Source organism: Terrimicrobium sacchariphilum, from assembly GCF_001613545.1.
GTDB lineage: Bacteria > Verrucomicrobiota > Verrucomicrobiia > Chthoniobacterales > Terrimicrobiaceae > Terrimicrobium > Terrimicrobium sacchariphilum.
The window spans coordinates 1,590,114-1,615,386 of the sequence record NZ_BDCO01000002.1; the positions used below are offsets into that span (position 1 = coordinate 1,590,114).

General features: G+C 58.6%; 18 protein-coding genes and 1 tRNA gene. 13 read left to right on the forward strand and 6 right to left on the reverse strand.

What is annotated here, in order from left to right:
* Positions 1 to 58 precede the first annotated feature (58 nt).
* From TSACC_RS07545 to TSACC_RS07560, 4 genes are all read left to right on the forward strand, one after another.
* Positions 59 to 721, forward strand: coding sequence for a DedA family protein (locus TSACC_RS07545; protein ID WP_075078746.1), 663 nt, complete (start codon positions 59 to 61; stop codon positions 719 to 721).
* A gap of 193 nt (positions 722 to 914) precedes the next feature.
* Complete coding sequence (locus TSACC_RS07550; protein WP_075078747.1) at positions 915 to 2,300, forward strand: ammonium transporter; 1,386 nt, start codon at positions 915 to 917, stop codon at positions 2,298 to 2,300.
* 39 nt (positions 2,301 to 2,339) lie between these two features.
* Entirely contained in the window at positions 2,340 to 2,678 is a 339-nt protein-coding gene (locus TSACC_RS07555; protein WP_075078748.1) for a P-II family nitrogen regulator, read from the forward strand.
* A gap of 208 nt (positions 2,679 to 2,886) precedes the next feature.
* The gene (locus TSACC_RS07560; RefSeq protein WP_075078749.1) at positions 2,887 to 4,365 is read left to right on the forward strand and encodes an amino acid permease; all 1,479 of its coding nucleotides are present in this window, start codon (positions 2,887 to 2,889) and stop codon (positions 4,363 to 4,365) included.
* A gap of 59 nt (positions 4,366 to 4,424) precedes the next feature.
* Here TSACC_RS07560 and TSACC_RS07565 read toward each other — a convergent pair whose 3' ends face one another.
* The 3 genes from TSACC_RS07565 to TSACC_RS07575 form a co-directional block, all read right to left on the reverse strand.
* The gene (locus TSACC_RS07565; RefSeq protein ID WP_075078750.1) at positions 4,425 to 5,492 is read right to left on the reverse strand and encodes a transporter substrate-binding domain-containing protein; all 1,068 of its coding nucleotides are present in this window, start codon (positions 5,490 to 5,492) and stop codon (positions 4,425 to 4,427) included.
* An 11-nt stretch (positions 5,493 to 5,503) separates the two neighbouring features.
* A complete protein-coding gene (locus TSACC_RS07570) occupies positions 5,504 to 6,526 on the reverse strand; it encodes a magnesium transporter CorA family protein (protein ID WP_084400285.1) in 1,023 nt (340 codons plus the stop codon).
* 78 nt (positions 6,527 to 6,604) lie between these two features.
* A complete protein-coding gene (locus TSACC_RS07575; RefSeq protein WP_075078751.1) occupies positions 6,605 to 7,957 on the reverse strand; it encodes an aminotransferase family protein in 1,353 nt (450 codons plus the stop codon).
* A gap of 126 nt (positions 7,958 to 8,083) precedes the next feature.
* Here TSACC_RS07575 and TSACC_RS07580 point away from each other — a divergent pair, with 126 nt between their 5' ends.
* From TSACC_RS07580 to TSACC_RS07590, 3 genes are all read left to right on the forward strand, one after another.
* Positions 8,084 to 9,592, forward strand: coding sequence for a cellulose synthase family protein (locus tag TSACC_RS07580; RefSeq protein ID WP_075078752.1), 1,509 nt, complete (start codon positions 8,084 to 8,086; stop codon positions 9,590 to 9,592).
* Complete coding sequence (locus TSACC_RS07585; RefSeq protein ID WP_202815926.1) at positions 9,589 to 10,146, forward strand: L,D-transpeptidase; 558 nt, start codon at positions 9,589 to 9,591, stop codon at positions 10,144 to 10,146. Before TSACC_RS07580 ends, TSACC_RS07585 begins: the two co-directional genes overlap by 4 nt.
* Positions 10,147 to 10,194: 48 nt before the next feature.
* Positions 10,195 to 10,271: transfer RNA gene (locus TSACC_RS07590), tRNA-Met, on the forward strand.
* Between the two features lie 434 nt (positions 10,272 to 10,705).
* Here TSACC_RS07590 and TSACC_RS07595 read toward each other — a convergent pair.
* Positions 10,706 to 11,422 carry a hypothetical protein gene (locus tag TSACC_RS07595; RefSeq protein WP_084400287.1) on the reverse strand — a complete coding sequence of 239 codons (717 nt, stop codon included), beginning with the start codon at positions 11,420 to 11,422 and terminating at the stop codon, positions 10,706 to 10,708.
* A gap of 250 nt (positions 11,423 to 11,672) precedes the next feature.
* On the opposite strand from TSACC_RS07595, the gene TSACC_RS21220 reads away from it, so the two are divergent.
* The 5 genes from TSACC_RS21220 (at position 11,673) to TSACC_RS07620 (ending at position 20,182) form a co-directional block, all read left to right on the forward strand.
* The gene (locus tag TSACC_RS21220; RefSeq protein ID WP_369695378.1) at positions 11,673 to 12,455 is read left to right on the forward strand and encodes an alpha/beta hydrolase; all 783 of its coding nucleotides are present in this window, start codon (positions 11,673 to 11,675) and stop codon (positions 12,453 to 12,455) included.
* A gap of 304 nt (positions 12,456 to 12,759) precedes the next feature.
* Positions 12,760 to 15,084, forward strand: a complete 2,325-nt coding sequence (locus tag TSACC_RS07605; RefSeq protein WP_075080620.1) for a beta-galactosidase — start codon at positions 12,760 to 12,762, stop codon at positions 15,082 to 15,084.
* 45 nt (positions 15,085 to 15,129) lie between these two features.
* On the forward strand, positions 15,130 to 17,307 hold the full coding sequence (locus TSACC_RS07610; protein ID WP_169809571.1) for an alpha-L-rhamnosidase-related protein: 2,178 nt from the start codon (positions 15,130 to 15,132) through the stop codon (positions 17,305 to 17,307).
* A 115-nt stretch (positions 17,308 to 17,422) separates the two neighbouring features.
* Complete coding sequence (locus TSACC_RS07615; RefSeq protein ID WP_075078756.1) at positions 17,423 to 18,694, forward strand: hypothetical protein; 1,272 nt, start codon at positions 17,423 to 17,425, stop codon at positions 18,692 to 18,694.
* Positions 18,695 to 18,760: 66 nt separating this feature from the next.
* On the forward strand, positions 18,761 to 20,182 hold the full coding sequence (locus TSACC_RS07620) for a glycosyltransferase (RefSeq protein WP_169809572.1): 1,422 nt from the start codon (positions 18,761 to 18,763) through the stop codon (positions 20,180 to 20,182).
* A gap of 15 nt (positions 20,183 to 20,197) precedes the next feature.
* On the opposite strand, the gene TSACC_RS07625 is transcribed toward TSACC_RS07620, so the two are convergent.
* The gene (locus TSACC_RS07625) at positions 20,198 to 21,979 is read right to left on the reverse strand and encodes a coiled-coil domain-containing protein (protein WP_169809573.1); all 1,782 of its coding nucleotides are present in this window, start codon (positions 21,977 to 21,979) and stop codon (positions 20,198 to 20,200) included.
* A gap of 75 nt (positions 21,980 to 22,054) precedes the next feature.
* Complete coding sequence (locus TSACC_RS07630) at positions 22,055 to 23,755, reverse strand: efflux transporter outer membrane subunit (protein WP_084400291.1); 1,701 nt, start codon at positions 23,753 to 23,755, stop codon at positions 22,055 to 22,057.
* Here TSACC_RS07630 and TSACC_RS07635 point away from each other — a divergent pair.
* Positions 23,727 to 25,211, forward strand: coding sequence for a hypothetical protein (locus TSACC_RS07635; RefSeq protein ID WP_237763918.1), 1,485 nt, complete (start codon positions 23,727 to 23,729; stop codon positions 25,209 to 25,211). The two genes, TSACC_RS07630 and TSACC_RS07635, sit on opposite strands and share 29 nt — an antisense overlap.
* Positions 25,212 to 25,273 lie beyond the last annotated feature (62 nt).

Genomic DNA, 25,273 nt, shown 5'->3' on the forward strand with positions numbered 1-25,273 from the left:
AGGGGGTGCTGAATTTCCTTCCCAAGATGTACGCGGTCGCGTTTGGTAACCGCTCGCCATGGAGATCCTGAAGCAGTTCATCGAGTTTCTTTTGCACGCCGAAAATCACCTCAAATGGGTGATTGAGAACTATGGGGTCTGGATTTACGTCCTGTTGTTTCTCATCATCTTCTGCGAAACGGGCCTCGTGGTGACTCCCTTCCTGCCGGGAGACTCGCTTCTTTTTGCCGTTGGCGCGCTCGCCGCTCAAAAGCTTATCGCAATGGAGGTCGTACTGCCCTTGCTGCTCATCGCGGCGATCCTGGGCGACTCCGTGAACTATGGAATCGGAAAGTGGTTTGGCCCAAGGGTCTTCCATTTCGAGAAAAGCCGGTTCTTCAATCCCGAGCATCTGCACAAGGCGCACGCGTTTTACCAGAAGTACGGAGGTCGTGCGATCATCCTGGCCCGATTCGTCCCGATCGTGCGTACCTTCGCCCCTTTCGTGGCGGGCGTGGGTACGATGGAGTATCGCAAGTTCTTCTCCTACAACGTTATCGGAGCGATTCTTTGGGTGGGTCTTTTCCTTGGTGGCGGCTATTTCTTCGGCCTTCATCCCATCGTACAGAAGAACATGAAGCTCGTCATCCTGGGCATTATCGTCGTCTCGGTGCTCCCGATTGCCTGGGAGTTCTTTGCCGCCTGGCTGGAAAAGCGCAAGGCGGCAAAGGGCGTCAAATAGGGATTTGTTCCGATTTGTTCACGGCCCTGCGGGCTGTGGAAAATTAAGCACCATTGCGGCGGTCTGGACGGTGACCGCCTCGGTTCGGGCAAGGAGGGATCGGTCTGAAAATCTTGGCATGGGGCTTGCTAACCTCTGAATCACGACCTGCGTTGCGGGTTGTAATCACCATTAGCAACAACCACTTAACACCATGCTCAAACGAAACCTCCTACTGTCAACCCTGACGGCGGCCGTGATGGCCCTCAGCTGGGTTGCACTTCCAACCAAGACGTACGCCCAAGAAGCGGCACCGGCAGCGACGCCCGCTGCGGAAGCCGCTGCTGCCGCTCCCGCGGCGGAGGAGGCACCCGCCAAAGTCATTAACTCGGGTGACAATGCGTGGATGCTGACCAGCTCGGCGCTGGTTCTCTTCATGTCGCTCCCCGGCCTGGCTTTGTTCTACGGCGGTATCGTTCGCAAGAAGAACGTGCTTTCCGTGTTTGCCCAGATCTTCGCGATCGCGGGTATCGCCAGCATCATCTGGTGGGCGGTTGGCTTCAGTCTCTCCTTTACGGAGGGCAACGCGTTTATCGGTGGCACCAGCGCCGCATTCTTTGCGGGTGTGGGTGGTGAGCCGGGCACGCTGGCTACGGTGTCTCAGAATGTCTTTGCGATGTTCCAGCTCACCTTTGCGATCATCACTCCGGCTCTCATCATCGGCGCCATCGCCGAGCGCATGAAGTTCTCGGCTGTGGTCGTTTTCGTGGTGCTCTGGCTCTTCGCCGTTTACTTCCCGTTTGCCCACATGGTGTGGGGCGGCGGCTTCCTGGCCACGTCGATCAAAGCTATCGACTTCGCCGGTGGCACGGTCGTTCACATGACCTCGGGCTTTTCCGCTCTGGTGCTTTGCATCATCCTCGGTCGCCGCAAAGGCTATGGCAAGGAGCCGATCGCTCCGCATAGCGTCGTGCTGACCGCCACGGGTGCAGGCATCCTCTGGGTTGGCTGGTACGGTTTCAATGCGGGATCCGCTGGCGCCGCTGACGGCATCGCGGGCAACGCCTTCGCGACCACGACGTTTGCCGCCGCTATCGCCGGTATCACGTGGGGTCTCGCTGAGTGGATCTTCAAGGGTAAGCCGAGCGTCCTCGGTATCGCCTCGGGTGTCATCGGTGGCCTGGTTGCCATCACTCCGGCTGCGGGCTTCGTCTCCGTCGGTTCGTCGATCATCTTCGGCGTGCTCGGTGGCTTCATCCCGTTCCTCGCGGTGGTCTACCTCAAGAAGCTCATCGGATATGATGACGCTCTCGACACCTTCGGCGTTCACGGTGTGGGCGGTACCCTCGGTGCCATCCTGACCGGTGTCTTTGCCGACGGTTCCATCAACCCGCTCGTCGCAACGCTCAAGGCCGACGGAGTCAACATCCTCGCCGAGCAGCTCAAGGCGGTCTGCGTGACTGCGGTATGGAGCGTGGTCGCCACGATCATCATCGCCTTCATCATCAAGTTCACCATCGGCCTCCGTGTGACGGCTGAAGAGGAAGATCAGGGTCTGGATACGACCGACCACGGCGAAGAAGGATATATCCTCGACTAAGCAACCGTATCGGATACGTAACCAAACACTTAATTCGACATGAAAAAAATCGAAGCAATCATCAAGCCCTTCAAACTGGAAGAAGTGAAGGACGCCCTGGCCGATCTGGGAATCGAGGGAATGACGGTCAGCGAAGTCAAAGGCTTCGGCCGTCAGAAAGGCCACACGGAAATCTACCGCGGTAGCGAATACACGGTCGACTTCCTTCCGAAAATCAAGATCGAGGTCGTCCTCGCCGACTCTCTGCTGGAGAGCGCGGTGGCAGCCATCGTGAAGGCCGCGAAGACCGGCAAGATCGGTGACGGCAAGGTGTTCGTATCGCCCGTGGAAGAGGCGGTCCGCATCCGCACCGACGAGACCGGCGAGAAAGCGGTCTAGTAAGTCAGACTCATAAGGGTACTACAGGGGAGACAGCGAGCCGGCGGAGTAGGGAGAGACTCCGCCGGCTTCGCATTTCCCGGGAAAATGCAGATTGTTCCCCTCCCGGCGTTGCCATGAGCGGCGGCTTTGACTTTAATAGCGCGCGACTTCTGGCCGCCGCGGTTGCCACCGGGCACATGGAGCGGCGAGCAGGGCTTCCAGAATTATGAAATCCGTTCTCCGTTCGTTCCTCCGCTGCAAATCCATCGAGGTACTCCAACAGGAGTTGACCGGCGAGGGAACGGACAAGGTCAAACTCCACCGGGCGCTCGGACCGACGAACCTCGTGCTCTTCGGCATCGGGGTCATCATTGGAGCCGGTATTTTTTCGGTCACCGGCTCGGCGGCTGGTTCTTACGCCGGCCCGGCCATCGTTCTGTCTTTTGTGATCGCGGGCATCGGCTGCGCCCTGGCAGGTTTGTGCTATTCCGAGTTTGCCTCGATGGTCCCTGCGGCTGGCAGCGCGTACACCTACTCCTATCTCACCCTCGGTGAGTTTTTCGCCTGGGTCATTGGCTGGGATCTCGTGCTCGAGTACGCCGTCGGTGCGGCGACTGTGGCGAGCGCCTGGTCGGTCTATCTCATCAAGTTTCTCGGTCACATCGGTATTGCCTTTCCTGCGCAATTGGCGGCTTCGCCCTTTAGCGTTCTGACCTTGCAGGATGGCTCCAAGGTGCACGGCATCATCAATATCCCGGCAATCTTCATCGTCATCCTCATGTCGGGGCTGCTGATCAAGGGCATCCGCGAGTCCGCAGTCTTCAATGCCGTCATGGTGGCGGTGAAGGTGACCGTGGTATTGGCGTTTATTGCGGTCGGGTGGTCATTTATCAACCCATCGAATCATGTGCCGTTCATCCCGCCGAACGAAGGGCAGTTTGGCCATTTTGGCTGGAGTGGAGTGCTTCGCGGTGCGGCGATCGTTTTCTTTGCCTACATCGGCTTTGACGCTGTATCCACCGCGGCCCAGGAGGCGAGAAACCCGAGGCGTGACATGCCGATCGGCATCCTGGTCTCGCTGCTGGTCTGTACGGTTCTCTACTGCCTGTTTTCCTACGTGCTGACGGGCATGGTAAGCTACAAGCAATTCATCGGCCTGGAAGGGTTGGCGCCTGTCACTGTGGCCATTGAGCAGACTCCCTACAAGGTCTTCTCCCTGCTGGTCGAGGTCGCGATCCTGGCGGGTTTCTCATCGGTCATCATGATTCTCCTCCTCGGACAATCCCGGGTGTTTTACTCAATGTCTCGGGATGGACTGCTGCCTGGACTCTTCAGTGAGATCCATCCGAAGTTCCGTACGCCGTGGAAATCCAACATTCTCTTTGCGCTGTTTGTCAGCGCCTTTGCCGGATTCGTGCCGGGTGATGTGGTCGGCCACATGTGCAGCATCGGTACACTCCTGGCCTTTGTGATGGTCTGCCTTGCGGTGATCGTGCTGCGAGTGACCAAACCTGATGTTCCTCGTCAGTTCCGGGTCCCGTGGGTGCCTGTGGTGCCGATCCTCGGTGCGCTGATGTGTCTGGCCATGATGCTGGCGCTGCCGATTGACACGTGGATCCGGCTGGCTGTGTGGCTGGCGATCGGGCTGGCCATCTACTTTTTCTACGGACGCAAGAGCAGCAAGCTCCAGAGGGTCTCACGATAAGGCACCTTTAGCCTGGTCCGGGGTGCTTTCTGCAAGCACCGTCGGCTGCTTGTCGGGGGCTACGGTTGGAAGACCGATCCGAAATATTTGAGTCCGAGATCAAGGAGAGTTCCGCGCTCCTGCAACTCAAGGATGGCGCTGTTCATCGGCACCCGGAGCGGGCTGCCTAGTGGAAGGCCAAATCCATAGTTGTAAGGAGAAAAAACGGGTCCTACCTCGGTAATTGGCAGATCGGGATGGGTGTTGTCGTAGTACTGGAGCTCTGGTGCCGCGCCGACGAGTGCCGGCACCTGTCCCGAAATCAGCCCTTTCCTTACCGCAGTATCGAGGTCGGGATACACTATGGTGTCGATCTGCTTTTCTCGCAGATAAAGGATGGCGGCAGTTTCCTTGACTGCTCCCACGGTATGGCCATGCAAATCGCCGGGACCCTGAATGTGCCCTCGCAGACTTTCCACGGTCATGACGCTGGTGATGCTGGAGGTCACGTAGGCGACGATGACCACACTCAGTATCGTCCATACACACATGACGACACGTCCAAACCATCCGCCAAAACCTTTGTAGGCGCTTTTCCCAAGGGAGAGAGAAATAACGTAATAAAAAGCTTCAGCCAGGGCGTCGCGATGTCCCTTGGGGAAATCGGGATTATGCTTCCGCTCAAACCACGCAACGAAAAGCGTGCCGATGACTATGGCTCCCAGGAGATACCAAAAGGGCTTCAGGTGCCCCCAGTTGTAAATATCGGACAAGATTCGGGCAAAGGTGTGCGGTCGCGCATTGGTCACCATGATGTGCAGGCCCGATCGATAGTATGGCTGGGAAAACTCCACTTTCCCCTGGAGCATGCTCAGGATACCCAGGTCGCCGACGATGACATCGACCTCTTTGCGATCCATGGCGGCCAGCGCCTCCAGTTTGGTGGGGTATTTCTTGTAGACGAACGTCCACCCATTGTGCGCGGCAACGTCCTCCCAGACTTCAATGGAGTATCCTGTGAACGTATTGTCATCATTGCTGATGACGAAGGGGACTGCTCCGGATACAGCGACTCGCAGTGGAGGCTTGTCCGGTACGGCTTCCTGTGACCAGACCACGGGGGCGGCGCTCCACAGGAGAAACGCCAATAGCAATGTCCTCACCACTTTTTAACGCGCCAAATCCAGAAAACGAGTCCCGCCGTGCCCAGAGCGAGCATATTGATCAGCAGGAAAGGCCACCACGAATGATCCTCGGGCAGCGGGAGATCGACGTTCATCGAGAAGATGCCGATGACGAGATTGGCCAGCATGATCGCCACCGTCCAGATGGTGAATTTTTTGATCAGCTGGTTCAGATTGTGACTGACGATCGAGGCCCGGGCATCCATGAGGCCGCCGATGACCTGGGTGTGAATCTCCGCACGGCGATAGCACTGCTTGTTCTCGATGATCATGTCCTCGATGATGCCGGTCTGGTCGCGGTCAAAACCGAGACGCTCGGCCGAGGAGCGCAGGCGCTCCAGCAGGGCGCCGTTGGAGCTGATCGAGTTGACGATGTATACGAGACTTTTCTCCAGCGCGAACATGTTGAGGAGATACCTGTTCTCCAGGGAGGTGCTGATGCGTCGCTCGAGGGAGTCGGAGAGCATGTTGATCGCCTTCAGGTGCCCTTCAAAGTGGAGGGTGGATTGATATAGCAGGCGGAGAATGACGTCGTGGATGGACTGGACCTGAAAGGGTACTCGACCTTCGAAAAGCGGTGCATCGTCGGGCATGACGATCACCAGTTGCTCCTCGTAAAGGAAGACGCCGGTGGAGGTAAGCTTGAGCAGGAAGTTGTCGTCTGCGCAAAAGCTCTTCGGGCGTTTGAAAATCAGCGCAGCATGGTCGGTCTCAAACTCGAGACGGGACAACTCATCGGGGTCGAGCGACGACTGGAGCGTATGATAATCGATGTTGTAGAGTTCCTGCAGCTCGGATTCATCATCAATGGTCGGCGCGATGTAGACAAATATTTGAGCCTCCTCGTCCGGACAGTCGACAAGGCGGTTGTTCTCAATGCGATAAAAGTACCGCGCGCTGCGGACGGGACGCGACGGCTTCGTATCCACCGCGAGTGGGATTTCCACATCCTCGGGTGGTAGAACGATTTCCGCGTCGTCTCCGGCAGCCGTCGCCATAGCGGCAACTTGCCTCGCTTCTTCGCGTTCGACAAGTCCCGCGAGCAGGCGAATGGAAGATTTTTTACGTAGCCGACCCTAATCCCAGAGCTTGTCCAAGCCCCGCTCGACACTGGCAAAAAGGCTGTCGATCTGCTCTCGCGAAATAACGAGCGGCGGAGAGATGGCGATAAGGTCACGGATGCCGCGAACCATCGCGCCCTCGGCGCGGACAAGATTCGACGCTTTCGCTCCGAGGAGCGACGTCGGGGTGAGTGCGTCGCGGCCACCTTTGGGAACCAGCTCTGCCGCGCCGATGAGGCCCATGCCGCGGACTTCGGATACGGCAGGGTGTGCTGCAAGGTTCGCGAGCTTGGCTTCGAAATAAGGGCCGAGATCGTCCTTCACCTTGGTGACGAGACCGTGATCCTCGATATAGCGCAGATTTGCCAATGCAGCCGCGCAGCAGGAGGGGTGACCCGAGTAGGTAAATCCATGAGCAAAGTAGCCGCCCTTAAGCAGAGGCTCCGCGATTTCGTCGCTGACCATGGTACCCCCCAGAGGCAGATAGCCGCTGGTGATACCCTTGGCGACACAGATGATATCGGGATCGAGCTCCCACATCTCGCTGGCATACCAGGCACCGATGCGACCGAAGGCAGTGATCACTTCATCGGAGACATAGAGTATGCCGAATTCCCGACAGATCTCTCGCAAACCGCTCAGATAACCTTTTGGCGGGATGATCACTCCACCCGCGCCCTGGATTGGCTCGGCAAAGAGCGCAGCGATCGTCTCCGGACCCTCGGCAAGGATGATGCGGCGGGTTTCTTCCAGGCACCAGCGGCCGTAATCCTCGGGGGTCAACTCGCTGCGGGCTCCATAGTGGTACGGCCCCGGGATGCGAACGAAGCCCTCCAGCGGAAGGTCGAACGGTTCCTGGCAGTTCACCAGTCCCGTCAGGCTGGTGGTGGCGAGCGTCACGCCATGGTAGGCATAGGTGCGGCAGAGAATCTTTCGGCGCTGGGACTGGCCTTTGAGCTTCCAATATCCCCGAATCACCTTGAGCGCTGTTTCATTGGCCTCCGAGCCGGAGTTGGAAAAGATCGTATGGTTCAGGCGAGCGGGGGCGTGCTTCGCGAGAAACTCGGCGACCCGGATGGGTGCCTCGGTGGTGGAGTTGAAGAATGACGGGTAATAGGGGAGTTGCGTCATCTGGGCTGTCACGGCCTCGACGATCTCGCGGCAGTTGTACCCCACATTTACGCACCACAGGCCAGCGAGCCCATCGAGGATCGGCGTGCCTGTTTCGTCGATGAAATAACACCCATCTCCCCTCTGGACGATGTGCGTACCCGTCCCGTGCATGTCGGAATGATTGGTGAAGGGATGGATCTGATACTGCCGGTCGAGGGACTGCAGTTCCGCTGTGATGGAATCCACGGAAGGCATGCAAATACTGTACCAGATTCTCGGGAGGAACTCCAGCAAGCCGTTTGCCGGAGAGGGTTTTTGCGCTTGACCGTTCCCGCTGGTTTGGGTTGATAGCCCGGCACTTATAATGGGGGGATTTAATCGATGAGTGGATCGCTTGACGCGATGTTCCAAAGCGTCATCTGGACAGTTTGCTATGTCAGTGTGCTCGTGGGCCTTTCGGCCTATGGCATTCATCGGTATTGCATTATCTACCTGTTTCTCAAGAACCGGAAGCGCCCGGCACAACCCGTCTCCGCCTTTAAGGAGCTGCCGGCGGTGACCGTACAACTCCCGGTTTTCAATGAATTCTACGTGATTCGTCGCCTGATCGAGTCCGTACGGCAGCTCGATTACCCGAAGAATCTTCTCCAGATTCAAATCCTCGACGACTCGACGGACGAGACCTGCCAGATCGCGGAGGCGGAGACGGCAAAGCTGCTGGAGGAGGGGTTTGATGTCGAGTATCTCCATCGCGACAACCGCGAAGGATTCAAAGCTGGAGCCCTGGCCGCAGGCATGGAGAAAGCCAAGGGCGAGTATATCTTCATCCTCGACGCGGATTTCGTCCCCGCCCCGGATGTGCTGAAGAAGTGCATCGATTTCTTCACGGATGAGAAAGTGGGTATGGTGCAAATGCGGTGGGGCCACCTGAACCGCAACTACTCCCTCCTTACCAAAGTCCAGGCCATGTTTCTCGATGGCCACCTCTTGCTGGAGCAGACTGCACGCAGTCGCAGCGGCAGGTTCTTTAATTTCAATGGCACCGCCGGGATATGGCGCAAGTCTTGCATCGAGGACGCCGATGGCTGGCACTACGACACCCTCACCGAGGATCTCGATCTCAGCTACCGTGCCCAGATGCGGGGATGGAAATTTGTGTATCTGCCCGATGTGATCGTCCCCGCCGAACTCCCGGTCGATATGAATGGATTCAAGTCTCAGCAGCATCGCTGGACAAAGGGTTCGATCCAGACCTGCAAAAAGCTCCTTCCCGAGGTCTGGAAAGCCAAGCTGCCTCTCCTCATCAAGCTCGAGGCGACCGCGCATCTCACCTCAAACTTTGGTTATCTCCTCCTCGTCATGCTCTGCGTGCTCATCCTGCCCCAGTCATTTGCGGCCAAGCATGGAGCCATGTATTCGCTACTCGTGGATCTGCCGATCTTCTTTGCCACATCGGTATCCATCGCGCTCTTTTATCTCGTGGGGCAAATGCATCAGAACCCCCGGGGTTGGTGGCGTGACATCTGGCTCATGCCCTTTACGCTCGCCCTGGCCACCGGCATGTCGGTCAACAACGCCCGCGGCGTGATCGAGGCTGTTCTCAATCGCCAATCGGAGTTCACCCGCACGCCGAAATACGGCATCGAAATGAAGCCTGTGAACGTTCGGCGCGTGCGCTACATGCCGATCAAGTCGCTCCTGCCATTCATCGAGCTGCTCTTTGCCCTCTACTTTGGATACTGCGTCTGGAACTCCGCCGCCCTTGGGCAGTGGATCTCCGTGCCGTTTTTGCTGATGTTCTTTGGCGGCTTCACCTATGTTGCTTGGAAATCCGTCTCCTTCTGGCTTCAGCAGGCGGGGTTTGGATTCATGACTCGTAGCAACGCGTGAAGGCGAGGACGTTTCTCACGGCAGCGCTTCTCGCCCTCCTGGCGGGATGCGCGGGCGATACGCACCACCGCATCCTGATCAGTGCGGCCGATCAGCGCATGGTGGTCTTCCGCGATGACGAAAAAATCGCCGAGTACCCGGTGTCGACCTCCAAGTATGGCCTCGGCAGTCGACCGAACAGCAATGCGACCCCGGTAGGGCTTTTCCGCATCAAGAAGAAGATCGGCGAGGGAGCGCCCGCTGGAGCGGTCTTCAAATCGCGACGCGCGACAGGGGAGATCATTGCGATCGATGCTCCTGGGCGCGACCCCATCGTCACGCGTATCCTGTGGCTTGATGGGTTGGAACCCGGCAATAGAAACTCCTTCGACAGGCTCATCTACATTCATGGAACGCCGGAGGAACGCAACATCGGCTTCCCGGCCAGCTATGGCTGTATTCGGATGAAGTCCGTCGACGTAATCTCCCTGTACGAGACGGTCGGCACCGGGGCAAAAGTCCTGATTATCCCGGGATCGATTCCCCCGCAGTTCCGCTCGCAAACAAATCTGTAAATAATTCTTGCGGATTTCGGGGCGGCCTGTACCTTGAAACATCCTTACCGCGGGATGGAGCAGTCTGGTAGCTCGTCAGGCTCATAACCTGAAGGTCGTAGGTTCAAATCCTACTCCCGCAACCAATTTCAACGCCTTGCGAGTCAATGACTCGCAAGGCGTTTTTGTTTTTGGTGGAAAAATGGGTTGGGGGCCAACGTGAACAGAAAGCCCGAAAAACGTGAATAAAACACGGTCCTGGCGGAGTCGGGTTATTCGATCATGGGCATTGCGCGGCATGTCGGGTCGGCGTGTCAGAGTGCCGATGAGCACCACGGGTAATACGCCAACGTGGTGAGAAATCCGGAGGGGGGCGCTTCAGTCCTGTTGTGGAACTCTGCGTTCCGAAGGCGAGAATCTCGGAAACTCCAACTATTTGGGCGGCGGAATAGTAACCACGCGCCTCCTTCCCAACATATCACCGCATCCGCGGTCGCCAGGATCTGGACTCGGCCGGCTTTCCAGGGCCGTGACCGAGTCTGCCGGTTGGGGCATTTATCTGGCGCGCGACAGGGCTGGGCTACGCGGTTTCTTCCGTCACTTCACCCATATCGTTGACCTTGGCGTTCTGTTCGGACGCGGCGGCCGGGATCAGACGGAGGACGGTGATCGTCTCGGGTGTTTTGTAGACGCGCTTCATCCCGCTTTCAGCGAGTGCTGCGGCCGGGACGTTGGCAATGAAGTCGGCGAAGGTTCGCTCACCGGCATCCTTGAGCACCTTGTATCCGGCCTTGGTGGCCCAGAATTCCTCCTCGATCGAGGATAGCGAGCGTGCAGCCTCCGTGGCGGCAAAGTCTTCGCGGCGGGCGAGGAACCACACATTCTCGGGATCTTCCGGCAGCGAAACGGGGAAGGGTACCATTGGCACCTTGGCTTCTTCTTCCTCGAGTTGGTCGGCGGGGATGATGCGCACCTTGTTGCTCAGCACCTGCTCGGGCAATTGGATCTCGACTGCCACGGCCTTGCCGTCCTCCTCGGGGATGATCTCGATGCTGGCCTCGGTGAAGTTCGTCGCGAGCTGGCTCTTCAACTCTTCCACAGTCGCGGGTTCCGTGTCGGGAATCGATCCCTCCTCGCAGAAATTCTCAAACGACTGGACGTGATTGCGCAACTGGACCTCCCGCGAGATGCGGTTGTAGATCGCATCCGCCAGTTTCGAGTCCTTCGTCTCCTGCGGAAGCACCTTCAGCAGCAGGGACAAGAACTCCTTTTCGGACATGCTTTTCACTTTTTTCATACGGCAAAAAAACGGGCGGTTCTTTTCGCCGTTTTCGCCTGCTTCTGCCAGCGCATTTTCCGTTTTCTTTTTGATGCTTTGGCTTGAGGGGGCCTCGTGTGGCCTGGCGGCGGTTCACCAAAAATCCGGAGCTTCGGTACGATAGTTAGAGCATTTCGGAATTGGGGATTTCTGCTTCTCTGTGGTTTCCATTCAGAACTTCCGAAACATGAGGATTTTCCACATTTGCAGATTCGTCATTCATGCTGCGATGGTCGGCTCTTGCGTATTCTTCCCTGCTCAGGCTGGGGCCGAGTTGAGTTCGCCTGAGTACCTTTCTCTCGATGGTACGGCGGTAGCCTCGGGAAACGTTTTGGATGGTGAGAGTATCAAGACCATTGCCTCGCCTGTCTTGCGGATATATCGCACACAGAGCACGCCGCCCCGGGGGACCGTGCTCTTGTTCCCGGGAGGTGGATACCGGTTACTTGCCATGAAATGGGAGGGCGAGAAGACTGCAGACGCATTAATGCAAAAGGGCTTCGATGTTGTCATCCTCGAGTATCATGTACTGGACAATCCAGATGTCGCTGCCCTCCCGGAAAGCGGCCGGATGGAGAAGACCCGGGAACTGGCTTTGGAGGATGCCTTGAAGGCCTATCGATTGCTCCGCACTCGTGGCCCAGAATGGAACCTCCATATGGATCGCCTCGCGGTGATGGGATATTCTGCAGGCGGGCATCTTGCCGCTCGCCTGGCTCAGCATTTGACTCCGGCGGAGTTGCCATCGGACCTCGTCCTGATTTATCCCGCCTACCTCGACAAACCGCTACGGAGTGGAGGCGGTCGCGAGGTAGTTCCTCCCGAGAAGACGGGGCGGCTGTATGTATTGTTTGGCGATCAGGACAACGCGGGTTGGATCAGGGGTTGTCAGGATTATGTTGCGGATTGGGAGCGTGCGGGTGGCAAGGCGACCGTGGTTTTCCTTCCCGGTCTTGGGCACGGATTTGGTGCCTCCAAAATCGAGGCTCTGAACGATTTCTTCCGCCCTTGATCGCAGTTTTGCTGTGTTCTTGCGACTGGGTTGGGAAAAGTAGAGTTGTGTTGTTTTGTTTGTTATATCGATATTTTCTCTTTACCTAAAGAGAATTTCAGCGACATTGCAGACGCCCGGCAGTCATCGACTGAACCCGGGAATCTCCCTCTGGTATGAACCTGTGCAATGTCTTGAGCGCCATTGATGATCGGATGATCTCCGGTGTCTGCCCAGTCGCAGGGGTTCTCTCATCTGCAAGCAGTCGTGGCCGGTTCGCCAGATGCCGACCCGGCTTGAGCCTTCTTTTTTTCGTCCTGCGTCCATGAAATCGAAAATCCTCAGTCTTTTTCTCGCCTTGAGCCTGAACCAAGCTTCCGCTGCAGAGGCAAAGCACACGTTCGAAATCGGGAAGGACGCCTTCCTGCTTGATGGGAATCCAATCGTGATTCGCTGCGGCGAGCTTCACTCTGCGCGAGTGCCGAGAGAGTATTGGCAGGATCGCCTTCGTCGCATGCGGGCCATGGGCATGAATGCCGTCTGCGCCTATCTGTTTTGGAATTTCCACGAATGGGAGGAGGGTAAATACGACTGGAAAGGGCAGGCGGACGTTGCGGAGTTTTGCCGTCTCGCCCAGGCGGAAGGGCTGCTGGTTGTTCTGCGTCCGGGGCCGTATGCCTGCGCGGAGTGGGAGATGGGAGGGCTGCCGTGGTGGCTGCTGAAGGACAAGGATATCGAACTCCGGACACGTGATCCGAAATTCCTGGAAGCCAGCAAGTCGTGGATTAAGGAAGTGGGCCGTGAACTCGGGCCGCTTCAGGTGACGAAAGGCGGCCCCATCGTCATGGTGCAGGTGGAGAACGAATATGGCTTCTACGGAGACGACAAGGAGTACATGACGGAACTGGCCCGGGCGACTCGGGAGGCGGGCTTTGATGTGCCTCTTTTTGCCTGCAACCCCCGGGTAAAAATCGATGTCGCTCGCATCCCCGAGCTGTTTCCGGTGGTTAATTTTGGAAGTGACCCGGAAGGAGCATTCAAGGCCCTGCGCGAGGTGCTGCCCGAGGGACCGTTGATGTGTGGGGAGTTTTATCCCGGGTGGTTCGACACATGGGGTTACCCGCATCATCTCGGCAACACCAAGGGATACCTCTCCGATCTGGAGTACATGCTGAAAAACAAGGGCTCGTTCAGCATCTACATGGCCCACGGCGGAACAAGCTTCGGCCTGTGGGCCGGGGCCGATGGGCCGTTCAAGCCCGATACGAGCAGCTACGACTACGATGCTCCGATCAGCGAGGCGGGATGGATCGGCGAAAAGTTCCAGAAGACGCGCGAGCTTATGTCGCGATACCTGGAGGCAGGCGAGAAATTGCCTGATGCACCGGCGAATCTCCCGGTGATGTCCGTGCCTGAGTTTTCGCTCGAGCAGAGCGCCGCGATTTTTGAGAACCTGCCCACGCCTGTGGCCGATCGGCAGGTGCAAAACATGGAGATGTACGACCAGGGACGGGGAATGATCCTTTATCGCACGACGATTCCGGCCGGTCCCGAGGCTATGTTGAATACCAGTCCCGTGCATGACTTTGGCTGGGTCTTCGTGGATGGCCGGCAGATCGGCATCCTCGACCGCCGCCGGGCCAGCAGCAAGGTGACCATCCCCGCCCGCACCGAACCCCAGACGCTCGACCTTCTGGTCGAGGCGATGGGAAGGGTGAATTTCGGCCGTGGCGTCCACGATCGCAAGGGACTCAATGGAGAGATTTCGCTCGTCCCCAAAAAGGGCGACAAGGTGGTGCTCGAAAACTGGCAGGTCTTCAATATGGATCTCGGTGAGAAAATGCTCGCTGGACTCCAGTGGAAAAAGGGCAAGGCGATGGGGCCGGCCTTTTGGCGGGGAACTTTTCAGGTCGGAAAAACGGACGACACTTTCCTCGATGTGTCCTCCTGGGGCAAAGGTGTGGTCTGGATTAACGGGCATTGCCTTGGGCGATTCTGGGCCATCGGACCGACGCAAACCATGTACGTCCCCGGGCCCTGGCTAAAAAAGGGCGAGAACGAAGTAATCGTGCTCGACCTGATCGGGCCGGAGAGGCCCGTGCTGTCGGGCCTGGAGAAGCCGATCCTCGACAAGCTGCATCCCGAAAAGGACTTCAACAAACCGTCGCTCCTGTCCAAGGGCAAACTGCTGCTCGACGGGCTGACGCCCCAGTGGGAAGCCACCTTTGAGAACAAGGACGAGGCGCAAACAGTGCGTTTTGGCAAGACGCTGGAGGGGCGGCAACTCGCCCTGGAGATGCTGAACTCCCAGGATGGCGGGCCATTTGCCGTGATATCGGAACTCGATCTGCTCGATGAGCATGGCAAACCGCTGCCGCAAGCGAACTGGCGCATTGTTTACGCAGACAGCGAGGAGCTTTCTGCCGAGGACGGTTCAGCCGCCAATACCATCAATGGCCAGGTATCCGACTTTTGGCACACGGCATGGAGCGCCACCAAGGCGCCCTATCCCCATCGGCTGATTCTCGACCTCGGGGTGCAAACGCGCATTGGAGGCATCCGCTACACTCCCCGCCCCGGAATGAAGCAGGTCGGCCGTCTCAAGGACTATCGTATTTATGTCGGCGACACGCTTGTCGAAACTCCCTAGCCGGTGAAGGGTGGTCTACTGCGGAAAATACGAGCGTCTGTGCTCGTGGGGATCCTCGCAGCCTTTGTGCCGGTCCTCTTTGCCACTCCGGCTGCGCAGTGGATCTGGGCGGATGGCGGCCCGGGGGTGAATGAATGGCTGATCTTCCGGCGAAAGTTCAGCCTGCCTCAGGTATCCCCTGGTGCCACTCTACGCATCGCTGCCGCCGACAAATACTGGCTGTGGCTCAATGGCCGTCTCATCATTCGTGAGGGTGGCTTGAAAAGTGGCCCGACCCCGACGGGTTGGTATGTCGACGAAGTGGATGTCTCCAGAGCGTTGCAAAAGGGGGACAATCAGATCGCCATTCTAGTCTGGCACTATGGACGTCCCGGTGCATCGCATCGCAATACGCCTCAGGGTGCTCTGTACGTTTCTCTTGAGGATGGGACAGCCAAGGTCATTTCGGATGCCGGTTGGAAGGTAATACGCCATCCGGCGTTTGGACAGGCGGGTGGGGGATTTTCGGTGACTCTTCCCGAGCAGGCGGTGGAGTTTGACGCCCGCAGAGATCCTGAAGGTTGGACCGACCCACAGTTCGACGACAGAAGCTGGAATGCCGCGACTTTGCTCGGGCCTCCTCCCGTACAGCCCTGGGGGCGGCTGGTGTCCCGGCCCATCCCGCAATGGCGCGACGGCGAGATCTCGCCGTACATTAATCCTGGCGAGCTGTCCCTCCCGAGGACAGGGCCGGCTGAACTGATCGGTCGACTTCCCTTCAACATGCAGGTCCATCCATGGATCGAGCTTGATGCCCAGCCGGGACGCGAGGTCTTGATCCAGGTCGAGCGAGACAAGAAGGAGACCCGCTACGTCACCAGGGCAGGAAGACAGGAATTTGAGGTGCCGACATGGGGTAACGGCCATTTCGTCAAGTACACCATTCCCGAAGGAGTCCAGGTTCTGCGCATTGGCTATCGTCCGACGGGTTATGATAGCGAGATCGTCGGGAGGTTTTCTTCCTCGGATGCTGGTCTCGATCTCCTCTGGTCCAAGGCCGTTCGCACAGCCTATCTGTGCATGCGCGATACCTTCATGGACTGCCCGGATCGTGAGCGCTCTTCCTGGCCTGGAGATGCCGCGAATATCATGGAGATCACCTTGCGCGGCCTGGATCGCAAGAGTGACCTGATGATTGCCAAAACATTCAGGGAATTCGCCGGCTGGGCTTCACCGAAAGGGAATCTCTGGGGCGCGGTGCCGACGAGTCGCTTCCCCGGCAGTTTCCGGGAGTTCCCTTCCCAGTCGCTTTTGCTCATCGGGTTCGGTCTGCCCGCATACTGGAACTCATCTGCCGATAGAGAGTTCCTAAAGTCCTTCTATCCCGCGATGAGGCGATATCTGCTCGATCTCTACGCTGTTAAGGATGGCATCGTGCAGCATCGTGGGCCGATGGACACTCAATGGGGACCGGGCGTACAAAGTTGGTACGATTGGGGGGACAACGTGGATATCGAACCTCTCGATCAAGTGCTTTATTACAAGGCCCTGGAAGCACTGAGAGACAGCGCGGCAGCTCTCGGGTATTCCGAGGATGTGCTATCCTGCGACAGGCTGCGAGCGCAAATGCGTGACGCCTTCGATCGCCGATATTGGTCCGACGCGCAGAAGGCTTACATGACCCCTCAACGTGCCGGTGCACCTGATGATCGCGTCCAGGCCCTCGCCATTGTCACCGGTATCGCACCCCCGGAGCGTTGGGGGAGCCTTGCCGACTTCCTGGAGAACAATGCCCGCTGCAGTATCTACATGGAGCGGTTTCCGTTGCAGGCTCTGGTCGAGGCTGGTCGACCGGATAGTGCATTGACCCGTCTGAAAAGGCGCTGGTCGGCGGAGATTGCCTCCGACTATTCGACACTTCCGGAGAAATTCGGTGAGCGTTCCAATCATGCCTGGGGAGGGGCCGCGATCGTCGTGCTGGCAGAGCGAGCGATGGGCATTTCCATCTTGGAACCTGGATACCGGCGTGTGAGATTTGACCCGCCTCCGACCGGTCTTGAGTTTGCCGATTATTCCCTTCCCACGATCCATGGGATATTGAAACTCGCCTTTCGTCGAGGGACGGAAAGCGTCTCCATTCAACTTGAGATTCCCGAGGGAATCATCGTCGAGGTTCCTGATGGGAATTCCATCCGGCGTTTTGGAAAGGGTTCTTGGAAAGAGACTCTCCCCATGGCGCGTTAAGCTCCAGGGAAGGGCTCCCTACAGGAGGTTTGACTCCCGAAAACGAGGGTCTATGCTATCGGTTGCCTGGGGCGAGGGGATCTGCTAGTGGCTCTTCGTCGCGGCAAAGCGACCAATGAACATCCAGGCGGAACCCAACTGTGCACGCAAGTATCGGCGTCTGACCTCGCCGATGACGGTGAGTATCGGTGGGAAAGTTCTGCCCGTGAAGAACTGGTCACCAGGCGGCATGCTGGTGGAGGCCGATCCGGATATCCTGCGCCGCGATGTGATCGAGGCGGGCGAGCTTCTTGTTCCCTGCACGGATGGCATTTACATGCTGCCGGTGCAGATCCAGCCCGTTCGCTGGCAGGGCAAGGACTGCGGTTGCCAGTTCGTGGATATGCCGCCGAGAGAGCGGGGGATCCTTCATTTTTTCGCCGATACGGTAATGAGAGGCGAGCCGGCTTCTGTCGACGATCTCGAAAAAGCGGGCAAAATCACCGTCGCGACTGATCCTCCGCCGGAGTCGATTTTGGAACCCGATGCGCCAGCGAAAAATCGCTTTCGGCTGACTCCCTGGATGCGCCGGGGTCTCGTGGTGGCAGGCCTGCTGCTGGTGATGCTGGCGGTGTTGCTGATCTGGATGCCCGGTCTCTTTGAGGGATTGAAAGCGCGCGCTCTCTCTCGCTCGGACTTCGTTCTTGAAGCTCGCACCCGTCTTCTCACGGAGAAGGCAACCTTGAGCTCATTGGAAGAGCGAATCAGCAATGTCAATGAAGTGCTAGGCAGCGGAATGCGGGATGGCCAACGTCTGGCGAACCAGCAGATCCGTCTCCTCCAGGGCGGTCTCAAGCGTCTTGAGCAGGAGCGCGACGTGGTGGAAAAGCGCGTCGCCTTCATGGAGGATGAAATCGGAAATGCCACCGCCAGCCGGTTTTTCCTGCCCAAGGCTTTTACAAATCCGAACTGGCTGCAACGTCCCGATCCGGCGCCGTTTCTGACGAAAATGCTGCAGGATCTCGGTTTTATCGACCAGTTGGGCAAGGAGAAGCCTGCGGAACTCGATAAGTACCTCATCGTCGCAGAGGCCCGCGTGAAGCAGGCCGAGACCTCGCTGGAATCCACTCGTGTCCGGCGGGAGACGCTGGAAAAAATGCTCAAACGCGTCGACGAAGCCGGCCCGAAGGCAGGCTTCCCTCAGAATCAGATCGATCTGATGCGCCGCGATGTCGCTCTGATGAAGTTGGAGGAGGACCGCCTGACAGAGACGCTGAAGGTTCTCAATGACAATGTGAACGCGGTTAAGAGCGGCAATCTGATTTACGAGTCCAAGCTGCTTCAGCGTTTCGACGCGGAGCCGACGCGTTCCCTCGGCACGACTCCAGAGAGCACGCTGCTCGACTGACAAATGCGGAGCGAGATCGTTCTGCCCGAGCCGGGAGCCGAGCGAGTGCCTTGGCGATCGGTCCTGATGCCACTGCTTGTCTACGGCTTCTTCATCGTCGTGCTCTGGTTTCTTTTTCAGCAGGTCGAGCATCAGAAGGGAAGCCGGGGCGGCATCCTGGCTCTCGGCGCCCTCGGATTATTTCGCTACGGCTGGCTCACGGTGAATCTCGTCCGCTCGTATATCTATCGTTTCGTTGCCTTTCCCAGAATGAGGCGCGCGGCGGATGCGATCCAGCAGCCCTATCCCGAGCAGGTCCATTTCATCATTCCGACCTTCAAGGAAAAGCCATGGGTGACGAAGGAGATGCTCATCTCGGTCACGAGAGAAGCCGCCTCGATTCCCTCGCTCGTCAGGCTCTACATCACCACGGGCGGCCCGGACGAAGACGTGATCGTGCGCGACGTGTTGGCAAAATGTCCGCCGAATCCCCGCCTCAGCGTTTACATGATGCGGCAGGCCGGCAAGCGCTACGGTATGGCCTATGCCTTGAGGGCGGCCGCCCGAACGAATCTCGGCGAACCCAGCAGCGTGGTCATTCTCATGGACGGCGACACGTTGCTCGGCAACGGCATCCTGCGCAAGTCGCTCCCCTTTTTCGCCCTTCGGCCCAAAGTTGGAGGCATCACCACCAATAACATTGCTGTAACCAACGGCCCGCAGTGGTATCGCGACTGGTACACACTCCGCTTCTCCCTGCGTAACCGCTATATGTGCTCCACGAGTTTGTCGGGCAAGGTGCTCACGCTCACCGGGCGGTTTTCGTTCATTCGGTCCGAGATCGCGCTTTCGGATGAGTTCATTGAGCGCGTGGAGAAAGACTCGATTGATGACTGGGTCTATGGCCGCATTGAATTCAAGACCGGTGACGACAAAAGCACCTGGTTCACGCTTTTAAAGAACGGCTGGGAGATGCTTTATCTCCCCGACACCTACATTTACTGCCTCGAGAACGCTGGGGATAAACCCTTCCGCGAGAGCGTGGGCAAGATGCGGAGATGGTTCGGCAACATGCTGAGAAACAATGGGCGTGCCCTGGCTCTCGGGTGGAACAAGGTCGGCTTCTTTGCGTGGTTTTCGCTGCTCGATCAGCGTATCTCCATGTGGACGAGCCTCGTGCTGCCGACAGGCGTGCTCATCCTCATCTTTACCGAGTCCCCCTTTGTGGTGGTTTACTTCGCTCTTTGGGTGCTCTACACACGGTTGATCTACCTTTGTGCTCTGGTCGTCGAGGGACATCGCATGAGCAATTGGGATCTGCCGCTCCTTCTTTATCAGCAGTGGGTCGGCTCGTTTATCAAGATCCAGACCTTTAGCGACTTGAGGCGTCAAAAATGGGGCGCTGCTCGCGGTGATGCCCGCAATATGCGGGACCGGTTTGGAGCGCTGCAGACAACGCTGTGGTTTGGAATATTCGGCCTGATCGTCGCCCTGCTCGTGCTGAGCTAGTGGCAAGGACGGGAGCTAGGCCGAGGCGTCGCGCAGGCTGGCCACCAGGGTGCGAAGCAGCTCCGTCAGCGTATCGGCGCGCTGCTTCATATCATTGCGAAAGGCGGCCTGGCTGTGGAGTTCCTCCTCGGCCGTTCGGGCCTCGATGGAACGAGGCCTGGCTGTTTCCAGACGGGAACGGAGGGCGATTTCGCGGCTGGCTAGAGAGGCATTGGCTTTGCGCTGTTTTTCCAGTTCGATCTCGACCACCTCGACAAGGATGCGCTTGAGATCGCCCGACTCGGCAACAGCCGGAAGGGTCGGGACTGTTGTGGCAACCGATAGCTCCACGGCTGGCTCGGCAACGACCGGAGCCTTTTGGGAGACGGCCAGTGCATCGCGCAGGGCGGCAAACTCGGATTCGCAGCAGGCCGCTGCGGCATTGACTGCTTCCAGAGTGACGGCGAGAGATTCGACCGTATCCAGTTGGGACTCCACCGACCGGGGCAGGCTCACCGGAGCGATGCGGGAAAGCGTGGACCGGGCGGCTTGTGCCGATTTCTGAAGGGCCGGAAGGCGTTCCAGTCGTGCGGAAAGCTGGGTATGGCGTTGATAAAGCTCCTCGTAGGCTGAAACGGTGGGAAGGAGTTCGTCAATACGCGCCTCCAGAGTGAGGCAACGGGCGTCCTTATCCGCGAGATCCTGACGGGCGGCAGTCAGCTCGCCGGCCAGACGTTCCGACTCGCCATCGGGTGAGATGGTCGGAGGCGCGGCATGTAGCTCGGCCAGGCGGGACTGGAGTTCTGCCTCGCGATGCTGGGCATCGGCCACAGCCAACTGGGCCTGCTCGAGATCGTGGCGCAGTGACTCGAGAGTTTCTTGAGTGCGGGCGGCATCCTGCTCGCGTTCCTCCACCCAGGAGGCTTCACGGTTGCGGAGTTCGGCGATCAGGGCCTCGTTCTCGATCAGGCGCGATGTGAGCTCCTCAAGAGAGTGGGAACTGCCGTGGGATTCCCCGAGACGGGCGGTCAATTCCTGCTCGCGAATACGGGCTTCCTCCAGCCTGGAGGAAAGCGAGGAAATCTCGGCTTCCAGGACGGCCATGCACTCCACGTCGCCAGATACCTGTTCCCACTGCTGACGGAAAAACTCTTCCATCGCGAGCACCTCATCAAGGGCCTCACGGAGGCGGGTGATTTCGCGATGCAATGCCTCGGTCTCCACGGGGAGGGAAACCGATGTCGAACGACCACGGACAAATTCAAAGTCCGTCCGGGCATCCCGGTTGGAGATAAGGGTCTTGAGCCGGTTCAGCTCCTGCTGGAGAAACGCTTCCTGCCCGGACTTGGCTTCGGCGGCGCGGAGGGCCGTCGTGAGTTCGCTTTCCCTGCGAGACGCAGCAGCCAGTTCGCTGCGCAAATCCTCAATCTCGGCGCGGAGATTATTGGCGGCCTCGACCTGTCGGGTGGCTTCCTCCAGGTCGGATTCATACTGGTGCACGCGTCTGGCGAGATTTTCGCCATCCGGTGTTTCATGAGCGGTGAGATGGACGATCTTGCTGTCGCGATTCTCATTGCGCTTGCGGCGGGATTCCCGGCCCTCGGTGGAGGCCAGTTCCCGCAGGCCCTGGCTGATGGCGACGGTATCAGGCCGTCGTCCAGAGCGGCGGAGGTCGCTGATGACCGCCATGTAGTCCGCAAAGGAAACCTGTTGGGTTTGAAAGTATCCCGAGATCTCCTCGCTGGCACGTTGAAAGGCCTCATGCTCATCGACTTCGACGGGCGGAGGTGTCGGTACGACCTGCTGGATTGAGTTCATCGACATGGTCAAACTTCCTGCATCCGGTTGCGTGAGGCGATTTGTAGCGCAATTCGCCGGTTTTCGCCAAGCGATTTATCGGGCAGGCTGGGTCGCTGCTCCCGGGGTGGGTGCAGATGCCGCATCAGGGGGAAGGTGCTGGTTGATTTCCAGCAGGTTACCCCAGTTTGTACGGCTGGCCATCTGGGCGCGTGTTGCCGGGGAGATCACCCCGGCCTCATTGCGCAGTTCCCAGCCTCCGCCCATGGCCCGGTACGCGGCGATAAGGCTGTTGGCGTATTGGCCTTTTGCCTGCGCCAGCGCATCTTCTGCGGCAAGTCGCTGGCTCTGGGCGGTGAGCACGCGGGCATAATCGGCTGTGCCGAGTTCATATTGGAGGTTGGCAATCTCGACGGCGCTTGATGCCGCTTTGACGGCGGCCTGCAACTGGGCCACGCGGCGGGAGCTGTTTACATAATCGGCCAGGGCATCCTGCACCTCGCGCTGGGCGTTGAGCACGGCGTGCTGGTAGTTGAGTAACCCCTCTTGGAACGAAGCGTCGGCCACCCGGACCTGATTGACGAGCCGTCCGTAGTTGAAGATGGGAACGACGAGGGAACCTGCCGAGTTTGCCGCGGCCTGCTGCCAGTTGAAGAAGTTGGAGAAAGAGACGTTCTCGCTTCCCCCGGTGTAGCCGAAGGTGCCGTTTAGCGAGAAAGAAGGCAGGATCTTTGCAAACTCGACGCCGATGCGGGCGGATCGGGAGGCGGCTTCCAGGCCAGCCTGACGAACGTCGGGGCGGCGGCGGAGGAGATCGGCGGGGACTCCTGCGGCAAGGTTCGATGGTGGAGTGGGAATCGATCCGGAACTGCCGACTCTGCGCTCGGTTTCGACGGGCGTCTCACCGAGAAGGACAGCCAGGCTGTCGATGGCCCGCTGCAAGGCGGTTTGAATGGACGGCCCTTCGGCTTCGGTCGTGGCGAGTTGAGCCTTGGCCTGTTCGACATCGAGATCGCCCACTCGGCCAGCGGTACGGCGGGCGACTGCGACCTCAACACTCTTTTTCTGCTGGGCGATATTGGCGCGATTGACTGCAAGACGGGCCTGGAGAGTGCGGATGTTGACGTAGGTCGACGCGACATCCGCGACAAGCGTCACGAGTATCGAGTCGTAGGCGGCGATGGTCGCCAGATAGCCTGCGCGATCACTCTGAATCTGGCGGCGATACTTGCCCCAGAAATCGATCTCCCACGAAACTGATACCAGCGCCTGGGTGGAGAGATAATTCTCGTTCAGTCCGGAGGGAGTCCAGATGCTATTGGGATCGGAGGCGACATTGCCGCGCCCTTGGAGGATCAGATCCTGCTTCTGTGGGAAGAGGTTGCCGACGCTCTGGTTGAGCTCAGCCCGGGCGCCGAGGATGCGTGTGCCTGCCGCTTGCAGGCTGGGGTTGTTGCGGTAGGCCGTGTCAATGAGGCTATCCAGGCGAGAATCGTGGAATTGCTTCCACCACGACCGGTCAATATCCACCGGCGGCCTGTCGGAAATCCCGTCATATTTTTTCCACTTTCCTTGAATCCGCGCTTCGGGCGTAGAAAAATTGGGACCCACCATGCAGGAGGTCATCATGAGACTGGTTGCAAGAGCGAGGCGGTATGGATGCAGGAAACGGAGTGCTTTCACGGAGTGCAACGGTTCAGCGCCGCGCGAGACGGGATTTCGGCGATGTATCCCCGGTCGGCTTGCTTGGCGAGTCATTTTTACTCGCGTGGCAAGTCTGGTGGCAGTTGTCGCCATGGCCGGGGGAGCTTGGGGGGACGAGGCCAGCCGGTATGTCTGGGCGGGAGTCGATGGGCGGCTGCAATATGCGGCGGACGACCGGGGTAATCACATCCCCGATTTTTCCATGTGCGGATACCGTCGAGGAGAGGTGGAGATTCCCTCGGTGGCGGTGGTCGCCACGCTGGAATCTGCCCCGGGTGATGCATCGGATCGTGTGCAGGCTGCGATCGATGCCATCGCGGCCCGACCACCCGATGCCAGCGGCATCCGGGGGGTGCTGCTCCTGCGCAAGGGTGAGTATAGACTCAGCCGCTCGCTGCGCATTTCGGCAAGCGGCATCGTGCTGCGGGGCGAGGGAAATGGTGCGGATGGTACTGTGCTTCTTGCCACGACGCGGAGCCAGTATTCCCTCGTGGAGATTGGCACGGATAACCTGCCGACGACCTGGAAACCCGTATCTGGCACATGGCAGAAAATCGTCGATGCCTACGTGCCGGTTGGGGCGAGCACATTGTCGGTGAAAGACGCCTCTCGATACAAGGTGGGCGATCCTGTTGTGATTCAGCGTCCCAGTACGGCGGAGTGGATACATGCCCTCGGCATGGACTCGATTCCTCCTCGGTCCGATGGCGGCGAGGTGGTCCAATGGGAGGCCGGGCGCAGAAATCTCCATTTTGATCGGGTGATTACAGCCATCACCGGCAACCGGATCACCGTTGATGCGCCCATATGCAATTCTCTTGATGCCGCGTTTGGCGGAGGGGTGATCTTTCGCCATGATCTGGAGCGACTTCAGGAGGTCGGCATCGAGAATCTGCGTGGCGACAGCCTCTATGATGGTCCGACAGACGAGCAGCATGGCTGGACGTTCATCACCTTCAACAATGTGGAAAATGGCTGGGTTCAGGACGTGACGGCCGTCCACTTTGGTTATGCCTGTGTGCAGCTCGGCAAATTTGCCCGGGCCATCACAGTGGAACGCGCCAAATCGCTGGAGCCGGTTTCCCTGGTTAAGGGTGGACGACGCTATGCCTTTGCCGTTAGCGGGCAGCTTTGTCTGGTGCGCGACTGCTACAGCGAGGATGGACGGCACGACTTTGTGTTTGGCGGACTCACCCCGGGACCGAATGTATTCCTCGATTGTACGGCCGAGCGGGCGCAGGCCGATAGCGGTCCTCATCTGCTTTGGTCCTGCGGAATGCTTTTCGATAATGTCACGGTGAAGGGCAATGAGTTGAACATCCGCAATCGCGGAAACCTCGGAACCGGGCAGGGATGGACCGGCGCCAACAGTGTGCTTTGGAATTGCTCCGCAGACCGGTTGGTTTGCGAGAATCCGCCGACTGCACAAAACTGGGCGATCGGGTGCGTGGGTGCCGTTTCCGGGAATGCCAACCGGGATCTCCCGGGAATGCGGGCATCGCCGCCGAGCCTCTACCGAGCTCAGCTGCGCGATCGTCTCGGGAAATGAGGCTGCAAGCGGGAGAGTGGCAGTTGTACGCGAACATTCGATAATTAGAATGCTTATCCCTT

Excerpts from the sequence above, each read along its gene's own strand:
- TSACC_RS07550 (WP_075078747.1), top strand. The coding sequence starts at position 915 with ATGCTCAAACGAAACCTCCTACTGTCAACCCTGACGGCGGCCGTGATG.
- TSACC_RS07555 (WP_075078748.1), top strand. The coding sequence starts at position 2,340 with ATGAAAAAAATCGAAGCAATCATCAAGCCCTTCAAACTGGAAGAAGTG.
- TSACC_RS07545 (WP_075078746.1), top strand. The coding sequence starts at position 59 with ATGGAGATCCTGAAGCAGTTCATCGAGTTTCTTTTGCACGCCGAAAAT.
- TSACC_RS07625 (WP_169809573.1), bottom strand. The coding sequence starts at position 21,979 with ATGAACTCAATCCAGCAGGTCGTACCGACACCTCCGCCCGTCGAAGTC.
- TSACC_RS07570 (WP_084400285.1), bottom strand. The coding sequence starts at position 6,526 with ATGGCGACGGCTGCCGGAGACGACGCGGAAATCGTTCTACCACCCGAG.
- TSACC_RS07620 (WP_169809572.1), top strand. The coding sequence starts at position 18,761 with ATGCCACTGCTTGTCTACGGCTTCTTCATCGTCGTGCTCTGGTTTCTT.
- TSACC_RS07560 (WP_075078749.1), top strand. The coding sequence starts at position 2,887 with ATGAAATCCGTTCTCCGTTCGTTCCTCCGCTGCAAATCCATCGAGGTA.
- TSACC_RS07575 (WP_075078751.1), bottom strand. The coding sequence starts at position 7,957 with ATGCCTTCCGTGGATTCCATCACAGCGGAACTGCAGTCCCTCGACCGG.
- TSACC_RS21220 (WP_369695378.1), top strand. The coding sequence starts at position 11,673 with ATGGTCGGCTCTTGCGTATTCTTCCCTGCTCAGGCTGGGGCCGAGTTG.
- TSACC_RS07605 (WP_075080620.1), top strand. The coding sequence starts at position 12,760 with ATGAAATCGAAAATCCTCAGTCTTTTTCTCGCCTTGAGCCTGAACCAA.
- TSACC_RS07615 (WP_075078756.1), top strand. The coding sequence starts at position 17,423 with ATGAACATCCAGGCGGAACCCAACTGTGCACGCAAGTATCGGCGTCTG.
- TSACC_RS07580 (WP_075078752.1), top strand. The coding sequence starts at position 8,084 with ATGAGTGGATCGCTTGACGCGATGTTCCAAAGCGTCATCTGGACAGTT.
- TSACC_RS07630 (WP_084400291.1), bottom strand. The coding sequence starts at position 23,755 with ATGGCGACAACTGCCACCAGACTTGCCACGCGAGTAAAAATGACTCGC.
- TSACC_RS07595 (WP_084400287.1), bottom strand. The coding sequence starts at position 11,422 with ATGAAAAAAGTGAAAAGCATGTCCGAAAAGGAGTTCTTGTCCCTGCTG.